Origin of the sequence: Hymenobacter antarcticus (genome assembly GCF_039539545.1) — a bacterium.
GTDB classification, from domain to species: Bacteria; Bacteroidota; Bacteroidia; order Cytophagales; family Hymenobacteraceae; genus Hymenobacter; species Hymenobacter antarcticus.
This window is the reverse complement of the sequence record NZ_BAABDI010000024.1, coordinates 1-22,814: the sequence shown is the minus strand read 5'-3', so window position 1 is coordinate 22,814 and position 22,814 is coordinate 1. Positions and strand designations below refer to the sequence as shown.

Here is a 22,814-nt window from a genome sequence, read left to right as displayed (position 1 = left end):
CCCCCCGAAACTTGAAGCAACAAAAGAGCCCCGCCAGCTACTGGCGGGGCTCTTTGTTCCTGCAGCGGCTTAGGCGGCGGGCTTAGGGGCAGGGCCTTTGGGGCCGCCCCCGCCGAGGACGATGAGCTTGGTGTAGCCTTGGAAGCGCAGCCAGACCTCGTGCTTGGTGGGCGAGCTTTGGTAGGGCTTGAGCTGCACCCGCATATCCTTGATGAGGTTGGCGTTGCGGCGCAGCAGGGCGGTGAGGGTTTTGCGGTCGGTGCTGCCGGCGACGGCGGTGGTGCGCTGGCTGGTGGTTGCTGGCCGCAGTTTAGCGCGCAGCGCGTAACTGCTGGCCGCTGGTAAGGCGAGTTTGCAACTCGCCGTTAGGCCCAAACGGCGCGGCCCCGCCTGGCCGCTCTGCGGCCGTGAGTCGCAGACTCACCTTACCCAGTGGCGCGTAGTTGCGCGCTGCGCGCTAAACTACGGCCAGCGGCCCGTTAAAGCAGTTCTCACGGCGCGGGTCGCGGACTACAAAGTCCGCGCTGCTGCCAAGTCCGGTCGCTACCGACTCACCACCTCATCCAGCCGCAGCCGCTGCTCAATGGCCTCCGTGGCTACTTCCAGAATATCAAAGGCATTCTTGGCCATGGTGTTCTCGCTATCCAGCGTGGGGTTGATTTCGACCATCTCGAAGCACACCACCCGGTCGTTTTCGAGCAGGGCGCGGCACAGGGCCATGGCCTCGGGCACATCGAGGCCCAGCTCCACGGGGGTGCCCGTCCCCTTGCTGAAGCGCGAATCGAGCGAGTCCACATCGAAGGAGATGTACACCATGTCGCAGAAGCGCAGCTGCTCGTAAATCTCGCGGGCCACTTGGCGCGGGCCTTTGGCGCGGAACTCGGGCAGCTTGAAGTTGCGGATGCCCAGCGCGTCGATAATGGCATTTTCCTCTTCCTCGGTGTCGCGCACCACCACGTACACCAGGTGGTCGGGGGTGAGCTTGGGGCCGGGCTCGCCCAGGTCCCGCAGGCGCTTCCAGAAGAAGGTAGTTTCGGGGTCCGGAATGTTGCGCTGGTGGCTCAGGTTGTCCTGGCCCAGGGCGGCGGCCAGGGGCATGCCGTGCATGTTGCCGCTGGGCGTGGTGTAAGGCGAGTGAATATCGGCATGGGCATCAACCCACACCACGCCCAGGGTTTTGTGCGGGTAGGTGGCCTTGATGCCGGCAATGGTGGCGTTGGCGCTGCTGTGGTCGCCGGCCAGCACCAGCGGGAACTCGCCGAAGCGCAGCGTCTGCTCCACGGCGTTGGCAATGCCCTTCTGCACCGTGTAGATACTGTCAATGTGCTTGGCGAAGGGGAAGTGGTTCTTGTCGAACAGCACGTGGTTCAAATCCGGCACCACCACGGAGTTGAAGCGGCGGAAATAGTCGGAGCCTTTGTTGAGGCAGGCCACGCGCAGGGCATCGGGGCCCATGCTCGCGCCGCGCGTGCCAGCCCCCAGCTCGGAGCGTACTTCCAGTAGTTTTATGCGTTTCATCGGGTGGGAATTTAGGTTGGCAGGATGGCGGCATCGTTTTTTAGTGGTTAGTGGTTAGTGGTTACTGGTTAATTTTTTCGGCAACCCGACAATTAACCACTTATCACTAACCGTTAACCACTAGAATCACGCTGCCTTGCGGCAGAAGAATCTGCCGTAGCCAAGTCGCTTACTATTCCATCGTCACGATGCGAGGCCGGACCCCCGGAGAACAATCAGCCGTTCCCCGGTTATTATCCTAACCCCGGCGGTACTTTTGTACTGCCCGCCGCAAAGGTCGGGGATTTCTGTTAGTTGTCAGGTGCTCGTTGTCAGTTGTTGGACATTTTTCTTGTTCAGCAGCCCCAACAGCCCCCAACAACTGACAACAAGCACCTGACAACTACTTATGGATACGTATCACGACCTCATCTCCCAAACTTTCGATTTTCCCACGGCCGATTTCACCGTCCAGGACCACGAGCTCCGCTTCCACGACATCGACCTGATGGCCCTCGTGGAGAAGTACGGCACCCCGCTCCGCCTCACCTACCTCCCCAAAATCAGCTCCCAGATTCAGCGGGCCAAGCAATGGTTTGCCAATGGCATCGCCGAGACCGGCTACACCGGCTCCTATTCCTACGCCTACTGCACCAAGTCGTCGCACTTCAAATTTGTGCTCGAAGAAGCGCTGACCAACGACGTGGACCTCGAAACCTCGTCGTGCTTCGACATCAGCATCATCCGGGCGCTGTTTGCGCAGGGCGCGTTCGAGCGCGATAAGCACATCATCTGCAACGGCTTCAAGACCGAAGACTACAAAAGAGAGGTGGTGGGCCTGCTCAACGATGGCTTCGTCAACTGCATTCCGATTCTGGACTCGCCGAGCGAAATCGACTACTACCTGGCCCACGTGCAGCCCGCGGCCACCAAAACCAAGCTGGGCCTGCGCCTGGCCTCCGACGAGGAGCCGCGCTTCCAGTTCTACACCTCGCGCCTGGGCGTGCGCTACGCCGATGCCATCCCGCTCTACGAGCAGCGCATCAAGGACGACCCGCGCTTCGAGCTCACCATGCTGCACTACTTCATCAGCAGCGGCATCAAGGACACGTCCTATTACTGGACCGAGCTGAGCCGCTTCGTGCACAAGTACTGCGAGCTGCGCAAGGTGTGCCCCACCCTCACCACCATCGACATTGGCGGCGGCCTGCCCATCCAAACCAGCATTCAGCCCGAGTACGACTACCCCTACATGGTGGCCGAAATCCTGCGCACCATCCAGCGCATCTGCGCCGAAGAAGGCGTGCCCGAGCCTAATATCTTCACCGAGTTCGGCATCTTCACGGTGGGCGAAAGCGGCGCTACCATCTACAGCATTCTCGACGAAAAGCTGCAGAACGACAAGGAGCTCTGGTACATGATTGACGGCTCGTTCATCACCAACCTGCCCGATACCTGGGCCCTGAACCAGCGCTTCATCATGCTGGCCCTCAACGGCTGGCAGAAGCAGTACAAGAAGATTCAGCTTGGCGGCCTCACCTGCGACTCGCAGGACTACTACAACTCCGAGAAGCACATCTACCAGACCTTCCTGCCCGAGCGCAAGCCCGCCGATGCGCAGCCGCTCTACGTGGGCTTCTTCCACACCGGCGCGTATCAGGAGAGCCTCAGCGGCTACGGCGGCATCAAGCACTGCCTCATTCCCGCCCCCCAGCACATCATCCTCGACCGCGCCGACGACGGCACCCTCTCCGACCGGGTTTTCGCCCCCGCCCAGGAAGCGGCCAGCATGATGCGCATTCTCGGATACCAATAGTGCAATTTCCGCGTTAAGGAATCGTAGCAGAATATTGGGCTGACTGCTTATCTTTGAAGCCCAACCGCATCATCCCTCACCCGTTTTATAGCTATTATGAAAAAGTTCGTTCTGCTCGCCGCCGGCTTCGCGGCCCTCTCGCTGGGTGCCTGCAACCGCCAGAAGTGCCCCGCCTACAGCAGCACCAAGGAAGCCAACCGCGTTTCCTCGCCGATTACGGCCAGCACGGCCACGACTACGGCGCGCCAGTAGAGCTTTAGGGCTTTGAAAAGAAAAGGCCGGCTTTCCGCAAGGGAGGCCGGCCTTTTATTATGTCAGAACGGTCATGAAAAAGCACGTCATGCTGAGCGCAGCCTAAGCATCTCGCCTGGGGTAGTAAACCAATCGATTGAGTTACTACCCCAGGCGAGATGCCTCGGCTGCGCTCGGCATGACGTGCTTTTTACAATTATTCCGCGCCCAGAATAATATCCGTGGCCGCCCGCAAATCCGCCACGCGGGGCGTGAAATCCACCGCTTCCGTTTCCCCCACCATGATGCCGCGCACGCCGATTTTGGCCCCGGCTTCCATGTCGCGGTACCGGTCGCCCACTATCCAGCACTGGGCGGGGTCGAGGTTGAAGCGGGCCACGGCTTTCTCGAACATGCCCGAATCGGGCTTGCGCAGGATGGAGTCGCTCACGCTGGGGTGGGCTTCGCTGAAATAGAGGGCGTCGAGCAAGTGGCCGCAGGCGTCCTGCAGTTTGGCGTGGCAGGCGTGCACGTCGGCAGCGGTGTAAAGCTTTTTGGCGATGCCGGCCTGGTTGGTCACCACCACGAGGTAATACCCGGCGGCTTTGAGGCGGGTGAGACTCTCGGGCACGCCGGGGCTCACGATGAATTCGTCGAGCTTCCAGACGTAGTCGCCGATTTCGTCGTTCAGCACGCCGTCGCGGTCCAGAAAAATGGCTTTGTTGATTGTTGTCATCGGGAGCAAAGCTACGGGCGAACCGCAGGACGGCGAGGCTAACTTTGTAGCCCACGGCGTTGCGCCGATACAACAATTCGTTGGCGGCGCGGCGACGCGAAGCACCGCTTCGCGCTACAGCTCGCTTCAGCTACAGTATCACTCTATGAAAATTGCCATCATCGGCGGCGGCATCAGCGGCCTCACCCTGGCCTGGTACCTGCAAAAGGCCGGCCTGCCCTACGATTTATTCGAGGCCGACCAGCGCCCCGGTGGCAACCTGCACACCTGGGCCACGCCGGAAGGCTACCTGCTCGAAACCGGCCCCAACTCGCTGCAATTGAGCACCGAGCTGGAAGAGCTGCTGGCCGACCTCAGCCTCACCGACCAGATTCAGGACTCGGCCGCCGTGAGCCAGCACCGCTACGTGCTGCGCGACGGGCGCTACCGCGAGCTGCCCGGCTCGCCCCCCACCCTGCTCACCAACGGCTTTTTCACCCTCAAAGCCAAGTGGCAATTGCTGAAAGAATTCCGCCAGCCCGCCGCGCCCATCGATGTTCACGAAACCGTAGCGCACTTTTTCCGCCGCCGCTTCGGCCCCGAAATCGTGGACTACGCCGTCAATCCTTTCATGGCCGGCATCTACGCCGGCGACCCCGAGAAGCTGCTGCTGCACAAAACCTTTCCGCAGCTGGCCGCGCTGGAGCAGCAGTACGGCTCGGTGCTGCGCGGGCTGATGAAAACCGGCAAGGGAGCGCCGCGCCGCCGCATCGTCACGCTCACGGGCGGGGTGCAGACCATTACCGACACGCTGGCGGCCAAGCTCAGCAGCTACCAGCCCGGCACGACCGTCACGGCCCTTTCCCGAGCCACCGATGGCACCTACCAGCTGGAGCTGCGCGGCCCCCAGGGTCTGGCCGCCGCCCCCGGCTACTCGCACCTGGCCCTGGCCCTGCCCGCCTACGCCGCCGCGCCGCTGCTGGAGCCGCTGTTTGCCGAAGCCGCCGCCGCGCTGGCCGCCGTGCACTACCCGCCCATGAGCGTGGTGTTCTCGGCCTACGACCGCGCCGCCGTAGCGCACCCGCTCAACGGCTTCGGGGCCCTGCACCCCAAGGTGGAAGGCACGTATGCGGCGGGCTCCATCTGGACCAGCAGCATCTATCCGCAGCGGGTGCCGGCGGGGCAGGTGCTGTTCACCACCTTCGTGGGCGGCACGCAGTATGAGGAAGCCGCCGCGCAGCCCGAGGACGTGCAGCAAGCCGCCGTGCACGCCGAACTGAGCAAGTTCTACGGCATCACGGGCGCGCCGCGCTGGCAAGGGCGCTACCTGTGGCCGCGCAGCATTCCGCAGTACGATGCCCGCATTATGGCTGCCCACGCTACCACCGATGCCCTGGCCCGCGAGCACGTAGTGGCCGTGGCCAACTGGCGCGCCGGCGTGAGCGTGCCCGATTGCATCCGCCACGCCCGCCGCACCGCCGAAACATTAGCCGCCAGCTAATCCGATTTTCTAATTCATTTTATATTTTTAGTATCATAATATTTATTATTATTGATATTAACTGACTAAATATTAACGCAGAAGCTTGATTGCTTATGCAGCTTCGTGCGGCAAAACCCTATCTTTGCCCCAATTCTTACCCCATGAGCGAAGGCCTCGTCCTGATTCCTACCTACAACGAGCGCGAAAATGCGGAGCTGATTATCCGCAAGGTGATGTCGCTGCCGCGGGCTTTCGACGTGTTGATTATCGACGACGGCTCGCCCGATGGCACCGCCGCCATTGTGCGCGGCCTGCAAGCCGAGTTTCCGGGCCGCCTTTTTCTGGAAGAGCGCAGCGGCAAGCAGGGCCTGGGCACGGCCTACCTGCACGGCTTCCGCTGGGCGCTGGGCCACGGCTACGAATACGTGTTTGAGATGGACGCCGACTTCTCGCACAACCCCGACGACCTGCTGCGCCTGCACGATGCCTGCGCCCGCGACGGCTTCGACCTGGCCGTGGGCTCGCGCTACATTGAGGGTGTGAACGTGGTGAACTGGCCCATGTCGCGGGTGCTGATGTCGTATTTCGCCTCCTGGTACGTGCGCGTGGTGACGGGTATGCCCATCCGCGACGCCACGGCGGGCTTCAAGTGCTACACGGCGCGGGTGCTGCGGGCTATTGATTTGGCCAACATTCACTTCGTAGGCTACGCGTTTCAGATTGAGATGAAGTGGCTGGCTTACCAGCTGGGCTTCCGCATCAAGGAAGTGCCCATCATCTTCACCGACCGCACCCGGGGTACTTCCAAGATGTCGAAGGGCATTGTGCAGGAAGCTTTCTTCGGGGTGCTTCAGATGAAGGCCAACAGCTGGTTCCGCCCGCTGAAGCGGGTGGTGCGCTAGCGCGCTAAGCTGAACGTTGCGGGCGTTGGCGTGAGGACCAGTTGCGTAGACGCACCTGGACCGCTGTATCTTGGCGCTACGCATGGAAAACACGCCCCTGTTCTGGCTGCTCTTTACGACGTTCGTTATCGGGCTGCTGCTGCTTGATTTATTGGTTTTCAACCGCAATGCCCACGAGATAAAACTGCGTGAAGCTTTGGGGTGGAGTGCCTTTTGGGTGGCGCTGTCGCTGGCGTTCAACTACGTGGTGTACCGCACCATGGGCCCCCAGGCCGGGCTGCAATGGCTGACCGGCTACCTGGTGGAAAAAGCCCTGAGCGTGGACAACTTATTTGTCTTTCTGCTCATTTTCAGCTATTTCAAAGTGCCGGCACAATACCAGCACCGCATCCTGTTCTGGGGCGTGCTGGGCGCGCTGATTCTGCGGGCCGTATTTATTCTGATAGGAGGCGCGCTGCTGGCCAGGTTCCACTTCCTGATTTACCCGCTGGGGGCTTTTCTGATGTACACCGGCATCAAGATGGGCCTGAGCGGCGACGGTCCCGAAATCGACCCCGAGCACAACCCCGTGGTGCGCTTCCTGAGCCGCCATTTGCCCATCACCCGGCAGATTGAGGGGGGCCAATTCTTCGTGCGGCGCGACGGCGTGCGCTTTGCCACGCCGCTCTTCGTGGTGCTGGTGATGGTAGAAACGACCGATGTGGTATTTGCCGCCGACTCTATTCCCGCCATTCTGGCCATCACCCGCGACACGTTTATCGTGTTCACTTCCAACGTATTTGCCCTGCTGGGGCTGCGGGCCATGTACTTCGCCCTGGCCAGCATGATGCGCCTGTTTCACTACCTGCACTACGGCCTCTCGCTCATTCTGGTATTCATCGGGGCCAAAATCCTGCTTGAGAGCTTCATTACCATCCCCATGCCCGTGGCGCTGGGCGTGGTGGGCGGCCTGCTTGTACTGAGCGTGCTGGCCTCGCTGCTCTGGCCCAAAAAAGAAGCGTAGCCTCAGCCGCTTCTGTTATTTTAACTCTCCCTTCGCTTCATTTTTCACCCCCTTTTTCACTGTATTTTTTCGCTTCCTTTCCACCACTACATGAAAATACTTCGACTCGCTATTGCGGGATTGCTGCTGGCTCCGCTTACCCATTTTCAGGCGGCGGCCCAGGTGCTCGACCCCACCTTTGCCTCGCCTACCAGCATTTTCGCCCCGGCCGCGGTGTTTACCATGGGCGACCAGCAGGCCGATGGCAAGCGGCTGCTAAGTGGCACCTTCACACGGGTGAACGGCACGGCATCAGGCCGCCTGGTGCGGCTCGATGCCGCGGGAGCCGTAGATGTACCCTTTGGGCAAAACGTTGGCCTCGGCAGCAACGTGTTTCGCATCAAGAACCTGCCCAACGGCCAGTACCTGCTGGGGGCTAATGGTGGCAGCATCACCGTGGGAACCACGAGCCGGGTCGAGCTGCTGCGCCTGAACGCCAACGGTACTCCCGACAACGGGTTTGACCCCGGCCCCGGCCCGGATTTCACCAACGACTACGGCTACGTGCAGAACTACGACGTGCAGGCCGACGGCAAAGTGGTGGTCGTGGGCTATTTCAACACCTACAGCGGCGCGACGGCCGCCGGGGTGGTGCGCCTCAACGCCGACGGCAGCGTGGATACCGGCTTCAGCGCCGGCAGCGGCATTCTCAGCACCTCCAACCAGTACGCCTCGGCCTACACGGTGGCGGTGCAGCCCAATGGTAAAATCCTGGTGGGCGGCGATTTTGAGACCTTCAACGGCACGCCCGCGCCGGGCATTGTGCGCCTCAACGCCAACGGCAGCATAGATGCCACCTTCGCCCCACTGCTGCTGGCCGGCTCGCAGGTGGAAGGGCTGACGCTACAGCCCGACGGCAAAGTGCTGGTGAATGGCTACCTGGTGAACACGGCCACCCCCGGTTCCGGCCCCGGCCTGGTGCGCCTCCTCACCACCGGGGCTATCGACAATACCTTCGCGGTTTCTTCGTCGCAGTTTCCTGTCGGCAGCATTTCCACTACCTTTTCCGACGCGGCGGTGCGGCTGCAGGCCGATGGCAAGATTGTGGTGGCCGGCTACTTCAGCACGGGCCCGGCCAATGGCCTGGCCCGCCTCACCTCCACCGGGGCCCTCGATAACAGCTTTCAGTTCAACGGCAACCCCAACAGCAACCCCAGCAGCATCAGTCTCGATGCGACTGGCGGCGTGGTAGTGGGCAACTACTTCAACACCCTGCGCAACCAGGAAAACAACCTGTTGCGCCTGACCAGCACCGGCGCATCCGACCCCACGTTTGCCGCCAAGCTGCAAATCCCCGGCAATGTAGTCGCGATGGTGCGGCAGGCCGATGGCAAGCTGGTGGTGGGCGGCAACTTCACGGAAATGAACGGCCAGCCCGTGCACCGGCTGGCCCGCCTGGCCACCAATGGCACGCTCGAAACCAGCTACTCGGCCGCGACGGGCGTGCTGCCCGCCGCCGTTACCTGCCTGGCCCTGCAGCCCGATGGCAAAGTAGTGGCCGGCATGGTGCAAGGCGTGTCCCGGCTTGGCACCACCGGGGCTCCCGACCTGGGCTTTGCTGCCCCGGCCCTGGCCACTTCCAACCTTACGGCCGTAGCCGTGCAGCCCGATGGCCGGATACTGGTGGCCGGGGGCCTCAACGGGGTGGGCGGGGCCGGGCTGGCGCGGCTCACCAGCACCGGGGCTACGGACTTCTCCTTTTCGCGCGCTGTGAGTAGCACCGGCACGGGCAGCCCCAATGGCACCGACGCGCTGCTGGTGCAGGCCGACGGCAAGATTGTAGTAGGTGGCCGCTTCCGCCCCACTGGCCAGCCGAGCGCCGTGGTGCGCGTGGTGCGCTACGAAACCACGGGAGCCCTCGACCCTACGTTCAACAACCTGTCGACTTTCACGGCCACCAATGGCACAACGGCCCCGTCCAACCGCGTTTATGCCCTGGCCCAGCAGCCCGACGGCAAGCTGCTGGTGGGCGGCAACTTCGACGCCGTAGATGGCACCCTGCACTACGGCGTGGCCCGCCTCGACGCGGCCGGCATGGCCGATGCTTCGTTTGCGCCCAACGCGCTGCTTACCGGCAATGTGTTTGCCCTGGCCCAGCAGCCCAATGGCCGGGTACTGCTGGGCGGCAGCTTCACGAATTCGAGCGCGACGACTGGCCAGATTAACCTGGGCCGCATGCTGGCCAATGGCCAGACGGATGCTTCATTCGGCAATACCGCCGTGCCCAATACCACCGTGCGCTCCCTGCTCGTGCAACCCGACGGGGCCATTGTGCTCGCGGGCACTTTTACCACGGTCAATTTCCAGCCTGCCCTGGGCGTGGCCCGCATCACGGCCCCCAACGTGCTGGCCGTGGCCGCTCCGGCGGCCGTGGCCGGGCGCACCGCCGCCTGGCCCGTGCCGGCCCACGGCCTGCTGCACGTGCGCCCCGATGCCAGCGCCCACCCGCGCTCCATCGAGCTGCTCGATGCCCTGGGCCGCCCCGTGCTGGCCCTGCCCGTGGGCACTGCCGCCGAGCTGACCCTGAACATAGAGCGCCTGCCCGCCGGCGTGTACCTGCTGCGCGTGGCCTATGAAAATGGCTCGGTTACGCGCCGCATCGCGGTGCAATAGCTCAGCTGCGCCATAATGTAAAAGGGGGATGCGCCAACGTTGGCGCATCCCCCTTTTGCGTTTCTACTCATCAATAACCGGATTGCGGGCACGAGGTAGAAACGCAATAGTTGGAGTCTCCTCGTTGAACGGCTCGCGTGGGCAACGCCTGGCGATTTCGTTCAACGACGAGACGCAAAATGTTGCGTCTCTACCTATTTGGGCGCTTTCAGCGGCTCCACATCGGGGGCACCTGAGTTCACGCCGGCATCGGGGGCGGCGGCCCCGGTGTTGAGCAGGTCAATCAGGTTGAGGGGCTCAAACTGGCTCGAATCGGCGGCGGCGGTGATGCGGGTGGTGTCGGGCCGGGCCGCGAAGGCCATATACTGGCGGGCCGGGCCATTGAGGCGCAGCGCATACGGCAGGCTTTCGCGGTCGTTGCCGGTGATGAGGCCCCGCGTGGCCATGATATCAGCAATGAGCCGGAAGAAATAGCGGGTGCTGCGGCGCAGGTCGCCGTAGGCATCGAAGGAATAGCGGGCGAATTTCGGCTTCGGGATAATGCTGGCCAGGTACAGGCTTTCGGGCAGGTTGAGCTCGCCGGGGCGCTTGCCGTAGTAGAACAGGGCGGCATCTTTCACGCCATACACGCCGCGCTTGCCACTGGGCCAGCGGTACTTGCTGGGCCCCCACTCGATGATGTTGAGGTAAACCTCAAACATGCGCTGCTTGCTGGCCAGGCGCGTATTCTCCAGCAGCCACACGATGAGGGCTTCCTCCACCTTGCGGGCCACGGTTTTTTGCCGGGTCAGAAACACGTTCTTCACCAGCTGCATCGAAATGGTGCTGCCGCCGCGGGCAAAGCGCCGCTCCTTGATGTTCTGAATGGCCGACTTCACGAACGCCTGCTCCATGAAGCCCCGGTGGGTGAAAAAGCGCGGGTCCTCGGCCGTCGTGATGGCGTGGATAAGGTAGGGCGAAACCTGATTATAGGGCACGAAATCGGGGTTGGGCGGGCCCACGGCGAAAGTGCGTACCGAGTCGCCCCGGTCGTTGTACACCGTGTGGCGGAAGGCCGTGTTGAGCTTGCTCAGGTCGTCGTCGCCCTCGCCCACGCTGGTGAGCTTGAAGTTTTTGCCGCGCAGGCCGGAGTCGAACTTCAGGCTATCGACCCGGGCCAAATCCAGGCTGGCCCGCAAGTGGTAGGCCAGCGTGCCCGTGCCCGTGATGCCGCGCACCTCGTCGAAAATGCCGGTGGGCAGCGAGGCGAAGAAGTCGTTGGCCTCCGTGTCGTCGGAGGTTACGTTGATGCGCACGGCCTGGCTGGGCTTCAATCGCACGCTGATTTCGGGGTGCAGCACGATTTTGTTCACCGTGAGCAGGCTGCCCTTCTCCAGCGCGGCCGTGCCCCGGCCCAGCGTGGCCACAAAGTCCAGCGTCCCGCGCTTCACCTCAATCTCGTTGGCGGCCAGCTTGGGATGGTAGAGGCTGAAGTTGCGGGCGGCCAGCGAGCCGCGCACCGTGAGCCGTCCGCCGGTATCATCGTCGTCGAATTCCTTGCTATCGAGCCGCACCAGCACGGTATCGAAACTCACCAGCGCCCCGAAGCGGCGCGGCACGTAGGGCAGCTGCACCGAGCCGCCTACCCCAAACACCCGCGCCGTGAGGGCGTAGTCGCCCGGCACGATGTGCCCGCTGATGCCCAGCTCGTTCACCACCGAGTCGATGCTGGCCGTGAGGCGGCCCGAAATGTCGCCGTCCTCAATCCGGAGCTCGGGCAGGCGCAGCAGCGCCGTGTGGCGCGGCCCCAGGTAGCTCACGTAAAAATCCTTGAAGCTGGCCTCATCGGGGATGTTGTCGAAGGCGGTTTCGAGCACCTGGTTCAGCAGCAGGCCGTAGTTGGTGCCCTTGGTGGTGTCGCGGGGCACGGTGCTGGCTTTTTGTTTTTTTACCAGAAAGCCGTAGTTGTCGGAAGTGGCCGATTTGCGGGCCGTGAGCCGCGCCGTGATGATTTCGAGCCCGCTAAAAACCGGCCGGCCCGCAAACAGCGAGCGCACGCTCAGGCTGGCCTGCAGGCGCTTGGCAGTGAGCAGCGTATCGGTCGGCGCGGCCCTGGGCACGAGGCTCAGGCCGGCAATTTCCACGGTTTTGAAGCCCGCGAAGCGCGCTGGCCCCAGCGTGAGGATAACCGGATACTTGCGCTCAACCTTGGCCTTCACGGCCTCCAGCGCATAGGTGAGCAGCTGCTGGCGCTTCCACTGAAACACGGCGAATGCCAGCAGAAGCAGCGCAGCCAGGCTGCCCAGAATGCCGAGTAGAAGTCGTTTGGTGGAGGGGGATATTTGCACGGAACTCAGTATGGTGGGCGGCTTAGCCAGCGTCAAAGGTAAGAAAAACGAGGGCGTAGCAGGAATACGGGAGAATAAGGCCAACCGGCCAACTCCCCTCCTTGCCAAGGAGGGGATGTTTCAGCGAAGCTGAAACGGGGGTGGTGAAGTCGTTGAACGACCAACTCCCCTCCTTTTTTAAGGAGGGGATGCTGGCGCGAAGCGTCAGCTGGGGTGGTGGCATTCGTTGAACGATGGCGGAACGACTGGAGCGGCCATCGTTCCGCCATCGTTCAACGAATGCCACCACCCCCGTCCGAGCCTGCGGCTCGAACATCCCCTCCTTAAAAAAGGAGGGGAGTTGGTCGTTCTACCTCCCTTGCGGCTCCCGTACTTTTGCCCCATGCCCAGCCCCCTCCTCGCCCTCTCGCCCCTCGATGGGCGCTACGCCCGCGCCACCGCCCCCCTGGCCGCCCGCTTCTCCGAAATGGCCCTGATACGCTACCGCGTGCTGGTCGAAATCGAATACTTCATTGCCCTGGCCGAGCTGCCGCTGCCCCAGCTGCACGGCGTGTCGCCGGATGCTTTCCCCCAGCTGCGCCAGCTCTACGAAGGCTTCACGGAGGCTGATGCCGAGGCCGTGAAGGCCCACGAAGCCGTGACCAACCACGACGTGAAAGCAGTGGAATACTTCCTGCGCGACCGGTTTACGGCCCTCGGCCTGGGGGCGTTCGTCGAGTTCATTCACTTCGGCCTCACCTCGCAGGACATCAATAACACGGCCATTCCGCTCAGCTTCCGCGATGCGCTGGTGGGCGAGGTGCTGCCCGCCTACGCCGCCGTGCGCAACGCCCTGGCCGCCCGCGCCCAGGAGTGGGCCCCCGTGCCCATGCTGGCCCGCACCCACGGGCAGCCGGCCTCGCCCACCCGGCTGGGCAAGGAAATCGGGGTGTTCGTGGCCCGGCTCGACGCCCAGGTGGCGCTGCTGGCCCAGGTGCCGTTCGGGGCCAAGTTCGGCGGGGCCACCGGCAACTTCAACGCCCACTTCGCGGCCTACCCCGGCATTAGCTGGCACGCCTTCGCCGCCACCTTCGTGAACGAGCGGCTGGGCCTGCATCGCTCCTTCCCCACCACCCAGATTGAGCACTACGACCACTTGGCGGCTCATTGCGACGCGCTCAAGCGCCTCAACACCATCCTGCTCGACCTGGCCCGCGACGTGTGGCAGTACATCTCGCTCGGCTACTTCAAGCAGACCATCAAGGCCGGCGAGGTGGGCTCCTCGGCCATGCCGCACAAGGTGAACCCCATCGATTTTGAGAATGCCGAAGGCAACTTCGGCGTGGCCAACGCTCTGCTCGAACACTTCGCCGCCAAGCTGCCCATCTCCCGCCTCCAGCGCGACCTCACCGACTCCACCGTCCTGCGCAACCTGGGCGTGCCGCTCGGCCACATCCTCATTGCGTTGGGGGCTTTGCAGCGCGGCCTGGGCAAGCTGGCCCTTGATGAATCGGCGTTGCAGCGCGACCTCGAAGCCAACTGGGCCGTGGTGGCCGAAGGCATCCAGACCATTCTCAGGAGAGAGGCCTACCCCGACCCCTACAATGCCCTCAAAGCCCTCACCCGCACGGGAGAGGCCATTTCGGCCGCCAGTATCGGGGCGTTTATCGAGGGGCTGGACGTGAGCGAGGGCGTGAAGGCGGAGCTGCGCGGCATCACGCCGCATAGCTACGTGGGGCGGTAGGCACGTTACATCGATATTCTTCCTTCAACCCACCTCAACCTCCCCGGCCGCCGCCGGGCGCTACTTTTGCCGCATCATTCCCCTTGCCTGCGCCGTGCCCCAGCTCCTCGACACCGTTGTTGTTCACCCCGACTGCCGCCACTTTCGCGGCGACCTCCCCTGCCGTCCCAACAAAACCGACGGCTACGTGTGCGCCGACTGCCCGGTGTATGAGCCGGTCACGCAGCGGATTTTGATTATCAAGCTCGGGGCTATTGGTGATGTGATTCGGACCACGCCCCTGCTGCTGCGGCTGCGCGAGGAGCGGCCCGGCTGCGCCATTACCTGGCTCACGCTCACGCCCGCCATCCTGCCCCAGGCCGAGATTGAGGAGATTCTGAAGTTCGATTTCGCCAGCGCCCTCCAATTGCAGGCCCGGCAGTTCGATGTCGTTATCAACCTCGACAAGGAAAAGGAAGCCTGCGCCCTGCTGAACACCATCGAGGCCAAAGAGAAATTCGGCTACGCCCTGCGCCCGCACGACGGCGTGGCCTGGCCCGTGAATGCGCTGGCCGAGCACAAGTACCTCACCGGCATCTTCGACCAGGTGAGCCAGGCCAACACCAAGCCCTACGTGCAGGAAATCTTCGAGCTCTGCGGCTTCGATTTCCGGGGCGAAGAGTACGTCTTCGACACCCACGACGACAAGGGCTTCGACTGGAGCGCCCTGCCCGCCACGCATCCCCGCATCGGCCTCAACACCGGCTGCGGCGACCGGTGGACCACCCGCCTCTGGAGCACCGAAAAGTGGATTGAGCTGATAACCGGCCTGCAAGCCGCCGGCTACACGCCCGTCCTGCTCGGCGGCGAGGCCGAAGACGCCCGCAACCGCGAGCTGCACGCCGCCACCGGCGCGGCCTACCCCGGCACCTTCCCCCTGCCCCAGTTCATCAACCTGATGAACCAGATGGACGGCATCGTGACGCAGGTAACGATGGGCATGCACATCAGCATTGCGCTCCGCAAGCCCACCATCCTGATGAATAACATCTTCAACCCCCACGAATTCGACCTCTACGGCCGGGGCCAAATCGTGCAGCCCAACAAGGACTGCGTCTGCTTCTACCGGGGCAGCTGTAAATTGGGCACGAGCTGCATGGAGGATTTGCCGGCGGCCAAGGTGTTGCAGGCCGTGCGCGAAAGCGTCGTGCAGCCCAACCTCACCCCCTGACCCTCTCTCCAAAAAAGAGGGGGCACCAGTTCGGGAATGACGGCGCTTTTAATTAATTAACAGGGAAATACTAGCGCAAAGCCGGTGCCCCCTCTTTTTTGGAGAGGGGGTCAGGGGGTGAGGTTAGCCTGCCACCTCTTTCAGCGCCGCCACCATCACGGGCCACGAAAACTGCTTTTTCTGCTCCCGCACGCCCGCCACGAAGGTTTCTTCCCGCTTCGCCGCATAGAAATCCACCACCGCGTCGGCAATGGCGACCGGCGTGGGCGGCACCACGTAGCCCACCACGCCAGCCGGAATCAACTCGGCCAGCCCGCCCACGTCCGTCACCAGCATGGGCCGCTCAAAATGATAGGCTATTTGCGAGACGCCGCTTTGCGTGGCGTTTTTATAGGGCTGCATAATTAAATCGGCCGCGCAGAAATAGTCCACCACTACGTTATTCGGAATAAAATCCGTCGCCCGAATAATTCTTTCTTCTAAATTATAACGCTTAATTAATTCCTCATACGGCGCAGCATCCTCGTAGTATTCGCCGGCAATAATTAATTTAATCGGTAATTCGGCCAGCCGTTTATCAGCAAATGCTTCCAGCAGAATATCCAGTCCCTTATACGCCCGGATAAACCCAAAAAATAATACGTATCCCATGGTAGCCGGCAGCCCCAACGCCGCCAGCGCGTCGGCTTTCGATTTAATCGGGCCGAAATTATCGTATAGCGGGTGCGGCCGGTACAGGGCCGGCTTCCGCCCAAAACCCAGCCGTTGCAAGTCGCTCAGCACGCTGCGGCTCATGGTCACAAATCCATCGCAGGCGCTCAGGAAAAAGCGCGTGAGCGGGCCATCACCCGGCCGCTTCTCGTGCGGAATCACATTGTCCGTAATCGCCACTACGCGGGTGTGCCCGTTGCCACGCACCAGCCGCGCCACCGTGCCCAGCGCCGGCCCCATAAAGGGCAGCCAGAACCGGAAAATAACCAAATCGGGCCGCTCACGGCGTAATTTCCGCCCCACTGCTACCCACGAAAGCGGGTTCACCGAATTCAGGCTTACCTCAATATCGAGGTTAGCCGGTCCCGGCTCGGTGCTGAATTGCGTTTGCCCGGGAAATAGAAAATCCGGGTATTGCAGCGAGAATGTGACGATGCGCACGGTATCGCCGGCTTCCTGAAATGCCCGCGCCAGCCGCTCGTTGTACGTCGCCAGCCCACCCCGCAAGGGGTACGCCGGGCCAATAATTACAACCTTCATGTCATTAACATTTATCAAGTACCATTTAACAACCTACACTCGACCAAATACGCGACTGTTAAATATTAATTGATAATTGTTAAATGAATTTAATTAAGTTTTTCCCGCACCAGATAATCGTTGCGGCGCGGCCCGTTCAGCTGCACCATTTCGGCCAGGAAGCCAGATAGGAAGAGCATCACGCCAATAATTACCGCCGTGAGCGCCAGAAAGAACAACGGCTGGTCCGTCACATTGCGAGCGCGCAGATTGTGCAGCGAAAGCCACACTTTTTCGCCCACCACCCACAGCGTCAGCAGTATGCCGACAAAAAACGATAAGCTGCCAAGTGTGCCAAAAAAGTGCATTGGCCGCCTTCTAAACCGGCTCACAAACGTGATGCTGGCCAAATCCAGGAAGCCGTAGACAAACCGCTCCAGCCCGAATTTGGTCACGCCGTATTTACGCTCCTGGTGCTGCACCACCTTCTCCCCAATCTTGCGGAATCCGTTCCATTTCGCAATCACCGGAATGTAGCGGTGCATCTCGCCGTACACCTCAATGCTTTTCACCACCCGCTGGTCGTACGATTTCAGCCCACAGTTAAAGTCGTGCAGCTGAATACCCGAAATCCACCGCGTCGCGCCGTTAAATAGCTTGGTCGGCAGCGTCTTCGAAAGCGGGTCGAAACGCTTCTGCTTCCACCCGCTCACGAGGTCGTATTTGTCCTCCACAATCATCCGGTACAGTTCCGGCAATTCCTCCGGCGAGTCCTGCAAATCGGCATCCATGGTGCAAATCACCCGGCCCCGCGCCGCCTCAAAGCCCACGTTCAGCGCCGCTGATTTGCCGTAGTTGCGGTTGAAGCGAATGCCCCGCAGCGTGGCATCTTCTTCGGCCAGCGCTTCCATCACCGCCCAGGAATCATCCGTCGAGCCGTCATCAATCAGAATCAGCTCATACGTCAGCCCGTTGGCTTGCAGCACCCGCGCAATCCAGCGCGTGAGCTCCGGCAACGACTCTGCTTCGTTGAGCAGCGGAATCACGATGGAAATTTCCACCGGAAAAGTGGCAGGTAATTTATTCAAACTCAGGCTTCGATTTTTTGGTAAATGCTGAAACTATCAATCCCAGGAACAAACCAAAGCCCAGTCCATTACCCAGTCCTCCTAGCAATGCTTTACCGATACCCACATTCATGCCATCCAAACGAGCCGTACTTGTCTCAATTTGTTCATCGGGCACATTATTGCGCTCCATGAATTCTGTCATTCCCGCTTTCATCCGCTCTACGAATTCCGGGTCGATATAATGCACGTACAAGTAATTAAATAAGCCGGACACGAAGCCTGTTATCAGCATCATTATCATAGCAATAGTTAGCCCTTGGCCAAACGTCATAAGGTTACCATTGGCGCGTTTAAAAGCGCGGTGAGCCAATACTATCCACACAATGCTCACGGTGATACCGCCTAAGAAAGATGCGATACCAAATGTCATGAAGTTGAAGCCCGCAATTCGAACTAAAAAGTCGACCAGTATGCCGCTCACAGTCAATAGCAGCCCATATCGTAAGGCCACCGCTGTGGTGGTAACCGGTGAAGTAGCGTTTGTTTCCATGTATGGTGTGTAAATGGTTGAAAAGAGCCGAAAGATAAACCGAATTACTCCCGAAAAAATATCCCCCCCGGTAAAGCCAGCACCAGTCCAAACAGTAGCACAATCGTGAAATTGCTGGTGGCCAAATCCGAAGCCGCCAACTTATCCACGTTCTGCAACTGCTGCCGAATTTCCTTCTCGCTCCGCATCATTTTGGGGTTTTCGCGTTGCTGGGACAGTATAATTTCCTTCACCTCGGCGCGGTTGCGCGCCAACGCTGGTTCACCCGCCCCATAAGCCAGCGCCAGCACACTGCCCGCCGAAATCACGGCCGCAATCAGTACCGTCAGCAACCCAACGCTCAACGAGCGGCCCAGCCCGGGCTTGCCGGGCTGCAGCTTCTTCCGCAAAACCCATTCGCTCGCCACTGCTGCCAGAGGCACCAGCAGCTGCGCCAGCACTTGCTTCGGACCAAAGCCGTTGTTGCCACTCAGCTGCAAGCCCAGCATCCACAGGCCGCACGCCAGTCCCGCGCCCCCTCCAAACCGCAGGGCCAGGCGCGTCACGAGGCGCGAAGGCGCAGTATCCAGCGTTGCATTGGTCTCCACGGAAGAATAAACAGCCATAAACAAGTACCCGTTAAGGCCGCAAGATACGCTTTGTGGCAGCTACAGCAGGCTATAATTACTAAAGCGTACTCCCTAAGCAGCTTGTCTGATGCCCGCCGCAACCGCTCGGCGCGAGCCAAACTGTAGCAACAGCGCCTCGGCCAGCAAGCAAGCCAGCGCCACCAGCAGGCAGTAGCGCCACAGGGGCTGGCCCGTCTGCTCCGCTTGAAATTTGGCCAGACCCGCTCCGTCCGTCCCCGCTTCCAGCACCTGAATATTCGGGCGATTGGGTCCAATCAACTGGCGCAGTTCCTCGGCCGAATAGACCGCCAGCTCCGATTCGCGCTTGTCTTGGTTAAAGGCCAGGGTTGCCAACACCTTATTGCGGCGCATCACCCGGTAAAACCCAGCTTCGGCCATGCTCTCGGGTAAGGCTAGCTGCACTTCCTGCCCCACCATCCGCTGTGCCGGAATCAGCGTCAAACTGTCTTTCACCAGGCGCAGGGGGGCTTCATCCGCCCGCTCGGCACCCCGTGCCGGCTGGTTAGGCTCCACGGGCAACTTCAGGGCCAGCCCGTTCTGGGTAAGCCGATAAGCGGGCAATTGCTCATTCCGGTAGCTCAGCATCGCCATCCGATACATCACCGGCACGAACAGCGCATGCGTACCAAAGTCCGAGTACGCCTTTTCAAACGGAGCCGAGAAGACATAAACCTGGCCCGTTCCACTGGCGAAACTTGCCAGGTAGCTCTCGCCATCCCGCAGACGCAAAATATCCTTGCCTGTCCGCGTCCACCGGAGCACCGGAGCCACGCGTGGCATCGTCACGGCCCGCTGCGGTGCGCCAAATACATCTTGAAAAAACGGGTCCTGAGCGTTCGGCATGGCCACATCCCGCAGTTCCGGAGTCGCCACCGCAGCCTCCCATCGCGCCGCTCCCAACCCCAGTTCTCTAAATAATTGCTGATAAGATGCCTGCGCGCCCGCCACCGTTGAAGGCACTACCACCACAGTCCCGCCACGTTGGGTCACCGCCCGTAAGGCCTCCCGCAAGCCGGCATCAATTGTTGCCAGGCCCCGCACCAGCACCACATTAGCCCGCCTCAACCCGCCATAGTCTACTCGCTCAGGCTTGGAGAACGTGTAATTAAATAGTGGCTCATTCGCATACAACTGCTGCGCAATGGGCGCTGTTCCAATCTCCAATACGCTGATATTGGCCGCGGGCTGCAAGGTAAAATAATAAGCATTATCGAATGTCACCGGCACATCTTCCGTCACCACCCGCCCCAACGCTACCGAAGCATCACTCACCTGCACCTGCACCACCGAAGTCAGCACCTGACCAGCCGCGAGCGTCACCCGAAAGGCCGCTACCTGCTTACCAGTCAGAAACACCTTCACCGGACAATCCTTCAACTCAGCATTGCCACCATTTCGCACCCGAACGTGCAAACTCAGGTTCGTTCGCACCCGCACGAAAGCATCATCGACCCACACGCTGTCAACATATACGTTCGCCGTTGGCTCGCCCTTCAACGGTACCAGCACCGTCTGCCTGGTTCTTTCCAAACCATCAAACGCATCCGTATTGAACCCATTTTTTTGAAAGTCCGAGATGACGTATACCTGATTCTGAGCAGGATGATTACGCAAGTTTTTCGCGGCATTAGCTTGCGCGCTAAGCTTCAATTCATCCAAAGCAGCACCAAATGGAGTTGCCTTGCCAGCACTAAGCAACTCCAACTGTTTCTCCGACTTACCACCTGCACCTAAATTCCGCGCATTCACAATAGCTTCCTGAAATAGAGAAGATTGCACGGTCCCACGCATCTGCATGCTAAATGAATTATCCACTACTACTCCAACGCCCCCGGTATTTGCTTGAGCAACATTTTTAGCAGGAACAAAAGGCTGACAAAACATCAGCACTAAAGCAACGATACCTAGCACACGAGCCCCTAATACTAATAAATGTTGCAACCGCCGGTGCTGCACCGTCACTAATTCTACCTCTCTTATAAAAGCAGTATTAGTAAACAATAAGCGCTTCGGCTTGCGCAGTTGCAGCAAATGAATAATAATTGGAATGGCAATCGCGCCCAATGCCACTAAAAATCCCGGATACAACAGTTTCATAGCGTATTCTATCTAACAAACCAACCCATATTTGTTGGAGCATGTAAGTATATGACCAAATAAGTCATCATTTTTATACGCCAACCAGTAGGTGTATACTGCTTCCCAAAAACCGGATAGTTTAGCGGTGCATGTTAAAAAATGTGGTAAGGTTTGACAATTTTAATGTTCACCCTGAAATGGCCATGACTCGCAGCCGCAGATGCTGAAAGTTAGGCATGCCAAAGGCGCATCGACGAATGCTTCGGACTAAATTATTGAGTCCCTCCGTCACGGCATTGGACAAGTTTTCAAGCACGTAGTTGGCAATCGGTTCTTTGTGGCGTTGGAGGGTGCGGATAAAGGAATTGAAGAGGGTGATTTTTGGGGCCTGAATACGTTCTATCCACTTGTCTAATAAGCCAATGGCGGAATCTACTGCTTGCGGCCGGTCTAGAATATGGTGGAACTCTTCGCGCAGAAAATAGGCGCTTTTCAACTCGGCGCTCACCGCAAAGGCGCCCTGCAAGGTGTCGAGCTCCGCATCGCTCAGGCGGTGGTACTGCTCGAAAAGAAGCCATTTGAGCTGTTTGTAGCCCGCTTCGTCCGGGGCCTCTTTGCGCAAGCGTCGCCGGGAGGCATCCAGGCCCTGATTGAGCAATTTCACCACGTGAAACCGGTCGAGCACGAGCGTGGCCTGCGGGAAACAGGTGGCCGCTACGGCCAGATACGGCTGCCAGATGTCGCAGCTAACGGCCGTTATCTGCTGACAAAAAGCTGGACCAAGCTTCTGGAAATAAGCGACTAAGGTTTCTTTTTTGCGGTCTGGCAGAATGTCGACCACAGTGCCCGTGTCCAGGTAGGTGAGCAGGCAGATAAAGTGCTTCTTGCCTTTGCGGTGGCTTTGCTCGTCAATGCCCAGGCGCCGCAGACCGACGTAGCGCTCGGGCAGTTGTTCGGCCTGCCGGCACTGGTCGAGCACCAGACGCTCCACCGTTTTGGCGTGCATCCCGACCACGGCCCCTACTTCGCTGTAGGCTTGTTTGCGGCACCAGGCAAACACATACCGGGCTTGCCGGTGTGTGTAGCTTTTGTTGGAATCGGCAAACGGCAACCGCTCGGTCGGGCAACTGCCACAGGTCGGGCAACGAAACTGCCGCACGCTCACCACCAGGTAAACCGCTCGCTCCGAAATGTTTAAATCCCGTAACCGGCGCGTGGTACGGTCATTGACGAGCGTGCAGACCACCCCGCAGCAAGGACAGAGCGTCTGCGTATCGGTCAAGGTACAGGCGATTTCTATCGTCGTTTTCGTGACCATGACGCCCGTCAGGGCCACCTGAGGCAAGCCCAGCAGGTCGGTGTAAAAAGCTAGCTCATTCATCCCTCAAGGTAAGCCAGGAGCGCTGCTCCATTAAAATTGTCAGACAACCAGTTTTTTGACCACTAGCACCTCTTCCAAATCATCTTGTTGCTTGCTCTCGCTATCAACGGTGGGAATGTCGATAGCTTGGATTTAGTCCATAAAAGCAAAATCCCCTATGCGGCTGGTGAAAGCGGCACAGGGGATTTGCTCAAATAAGGTTGGCGGCGACCGACTCTCCCACCGGTGAAGGCAGTACCATAGGCGCACCGGGGCTTAACGACTCTGTTCGGAATGGGAAGAGGTGAACACCCGGGCTAAAGCCACCATTGCTGGC

The 22,814-nt window shown here is 60.3% G+C and carries 18 protein-coding genes and 1 rRNA gene; 8 read left to right on the top strand and 11 right to left on the bottom strand.

Translation table 11 applies throughout. The features are described 5' to 3' along the window. Window positions 1-69 precede the first annotated feature (69 nt). Window positions 70-375, bottom strand: coding sequence for a hypothetical protein (locus ABD819_RS15570; RefSeq protein WP_345125762.1), 306 nt, complete (start codon window positions 373-375; stop codon window positions 70-72). A gap of 168 nt (window positions 376-543) precedes the next feature. Continuing rightward, window positions 544-1,518, bottom strand: coding sequence for an arginase (locus ABD819_RS15565; RefSeq protein WP_345125761.1), 975 nt, complete (start codon window positions 1,516-1,518; stop codon window positions 544-546). 388 nt (window positions 1,519-1,906) lie between these two features. Here ABD819_RS15565 and ABD819_RS15560 point away from each other — a divergent pair, with 388 nt between their 5' ends. Both ABD819_RS15560 and ABD819_RS15555 read left to right on the top strand, forming a co-directional pair. Then, window positions 1,907-3,313 (top strand): type III PLP-dependent enzyme domain-containing protein, encoded by a 1,407-nt coding sequence (locus ABD819_RS15560; protein WP_345125760.1) that lies wholly within the window; start codon window positions 1,907-1,909, stop codon window positions 3,311-3,313. 96 nt (window positions 3,314-3,409) lie between these two features. Continuing rightward, window positions 3,410-3,565, top strand: coding sequence for a hypothetical protein (locus ABD819_RS15555; RefSeq protein WP_345125759.1), 156 nt, complete (start codon window positions 3,410-3,412; stop codon window positions 3,563-3,565). A 196-nt stretch (window positions 3,566-3,761) separates the two neighbouring features. Here ABD819_RS15555 and ABD819_RS15550 read toward each other — a convergent pair whose 3' ends face one another. After that, window positions 3,762-4,280, bottom strand: a complete 519-nt coding sequence (locus ABD819_RS15550) for a D-glycero-alpha-D-manno-heptose-1,7-bisphosphate 7-phosphatase (protein WP_345125758.1) — start codon at window positions 4,278-4,280, stop codon at window positions 3,762-3,764. Between the two features lie 145 nt (window positions 4,281-4,425). On the opposite strand from ABD819_RS15550, the gene hemG reads away from it, so the two are divergent. From hemG to ABD819_RS15530, 4 genes are all read left to right on the top strand, one after another. Further along, window positions 4,426-5,760 (top strand): protoporphyrinogen oxidase, encoded by a 1,335-nt coding sequence (gene hemG, locus ABD819_RS15545; protein ID WP_345125757.1) that lies wholly within the window; start codon window positions 4,426-4,428, stop codon window positions 5,758-5,760. 143 nt (window positions 5,761-5,903) lie between these two features. Then, the gene (locus ABD819_RS15540; protein ID WP_345125756.1) at window positions 5,904-6,644 is read left to right on the top strand and encodes a polyprenol monophosphomannose synthase; all 741 of its coding nucleotides are present in this window, start codon (window positions 5,904-5,906) and stop codon (window positions 6,642-6,644) included. A gap of 82 nt (window positions 6,645-6,726) precedes the next feature. Continuing rightward, the gene (locus tag ABD819_RS15535) at window positions 6,727-7,647 is read left to right on the top strand and encodes a TerC family protein (protein WP_345125755.1); all 921 of its coding nucleotides are present in this window, start codon (window positions 6,727-6,729) and stop codon (window positions 7,645-7,647) included. 90 nt (window positions 7,648-7,737) lie between these two features. After that, entirely contained in the window at window positions 7,738-10,299 is a 2,562-nt protein-coding gene (locus ABD819_RS15530; RefSeq protein WP_345125754.1) for a T9SS type A sorting domain-containing protein, read from the top strand. Window positions 10,300-10,493: 194 nt separating this feature from the next. Here the strand turns inward: ABD819_RS15530 and ABD819_RS15525 are convergent, their stop codons facing one another. Continuing rightward, a complete protein-coding gene (locus ABD819_RS15525) occupies window positions 10,494-12,626 on the bottom strand; it encodes a transglycosylase domain-containing protein (protein ID WP_345125753.1) in 2,133 nt (710 codons plus the stop codon). Between the two features lie 382 nt (window positions 12,627-13,008). Between ABD819_RS15525 and purB the strand changes: the two genes are divergently transcribed. After that, window positions 13,009-14,349 carry an adenylosuccinate lyase gene (purB, locus tag ABD819_RS15520; protein WP_345125752.1) on the top strand — a complete coding sequence of 447 codons (1,341 nt, stop codon included), beginning with the start codon at window positions 13,009-13,011 and terminating at the stop codon, window positions 14,347-14,349. A 94-nt stretch (window positions 14,350-14,443) separates the two neighbouring features. Next, the gene (locus tag ABD819_RS15515) at window positions 14,444-15,559 is read left to right on the top strand and encodes a glycosyltransferase family 9 protein (protein ID WP_345125751.1); all 1,116 of its coding nucleotides are present in this window, start codon (window positions 14,444-14,446) and stop codon (window positions 15,557-15,559) included. Window positions 15,560-15,682: 123 nt separating this feature from the next. On the opposite strand, the gene ABD819_RS15510 is transcribed toward ABD819_RS15515, so the two are convergent. The 7 genes from ABD819_RS15510 to rrf form a co-directional block, all read right to left on the bottom strand. Beyond that, window positions 15,683-16,810, bottom strand: a complete 1,128-nt coding sequence (locus ABD819_RS15510) for a glycosyltransferase (RefSeq protein ID WP_345125750.1) — start codon at window positions 16,808-16,810, stop codon at window positions 15,683-15,685. 89 nt (window positions 16,811-16,899) lie between these two features. Then, complete coding sequence (locus ABD819_RS15505) at window positions 16,900-17,850, bottom strand: glycosyltransferase family 2 protein (RefSeq protein WP_345125749.1); 951 nt, start codon at window positions 17,848-17,850, stop codon at window positions 16,900-16,902. Window positions 17,851-17,869: 19 nt separating this feature from the next. Next, the gene (locus tag ABD819_RS15500) at window positions 17,870-18,409 is read right to left on the bottom strand and encodes a DUF4199 domain-containing protein (protein WP_345125748.1); all 540 of its coding nucleotides are present in this window, start codon (window positions 18,407-18,409) and stop codon (window positions 17,870-17,872) included. A gap of 44 nt (window positions 18,410-18,453) precedes the next feature. Next, window positions 18,454-19,014 carry a DUF4199 domain-containing protein gene (locus tag ABD819_RS15495; RefSeq protein ID WP_345125747.1) on the bottom strand — a complete coding sequence of 187 codons (561 nt, stop codon included), beginning with the start codon at window positions 19,012-19,014 and terminating at the stop codon, window positions 18,454-18,456. A gap of 75 nt (window positions 19,015-19,089) precedes the next feature. Then, entirely contained in the window at window positions 19,090-21,135 is a 2,046-nt protein-coding gene (locus ABD819_RS15490; protein WP_345125746.1) for a BatA domain-containing protein, read from the bottom strand. A gap of 169 nt (window positions 21,136-21,304) precedes the next feature. Then, window positions 21,305-22,498 (bottom strand): ISL3 family transposase, encoded by a 1,194-nt coding sequence (locus ABD819_RS15485; protein WP_345125745.1) that lies wholly within the window; start codon window positions 22,496-22,498, stop codon window positions 21,305-21,307. Between the two features lie 198 nt (window positions 22,499-22,696). After that, window positions 22,697-22,808 (bottom strand): 5S ribosomal RNA (gene rrf, locus ABD819_RS15480). Window positions 22,809-22,814 lie beyond the last annotated feature (6 nt).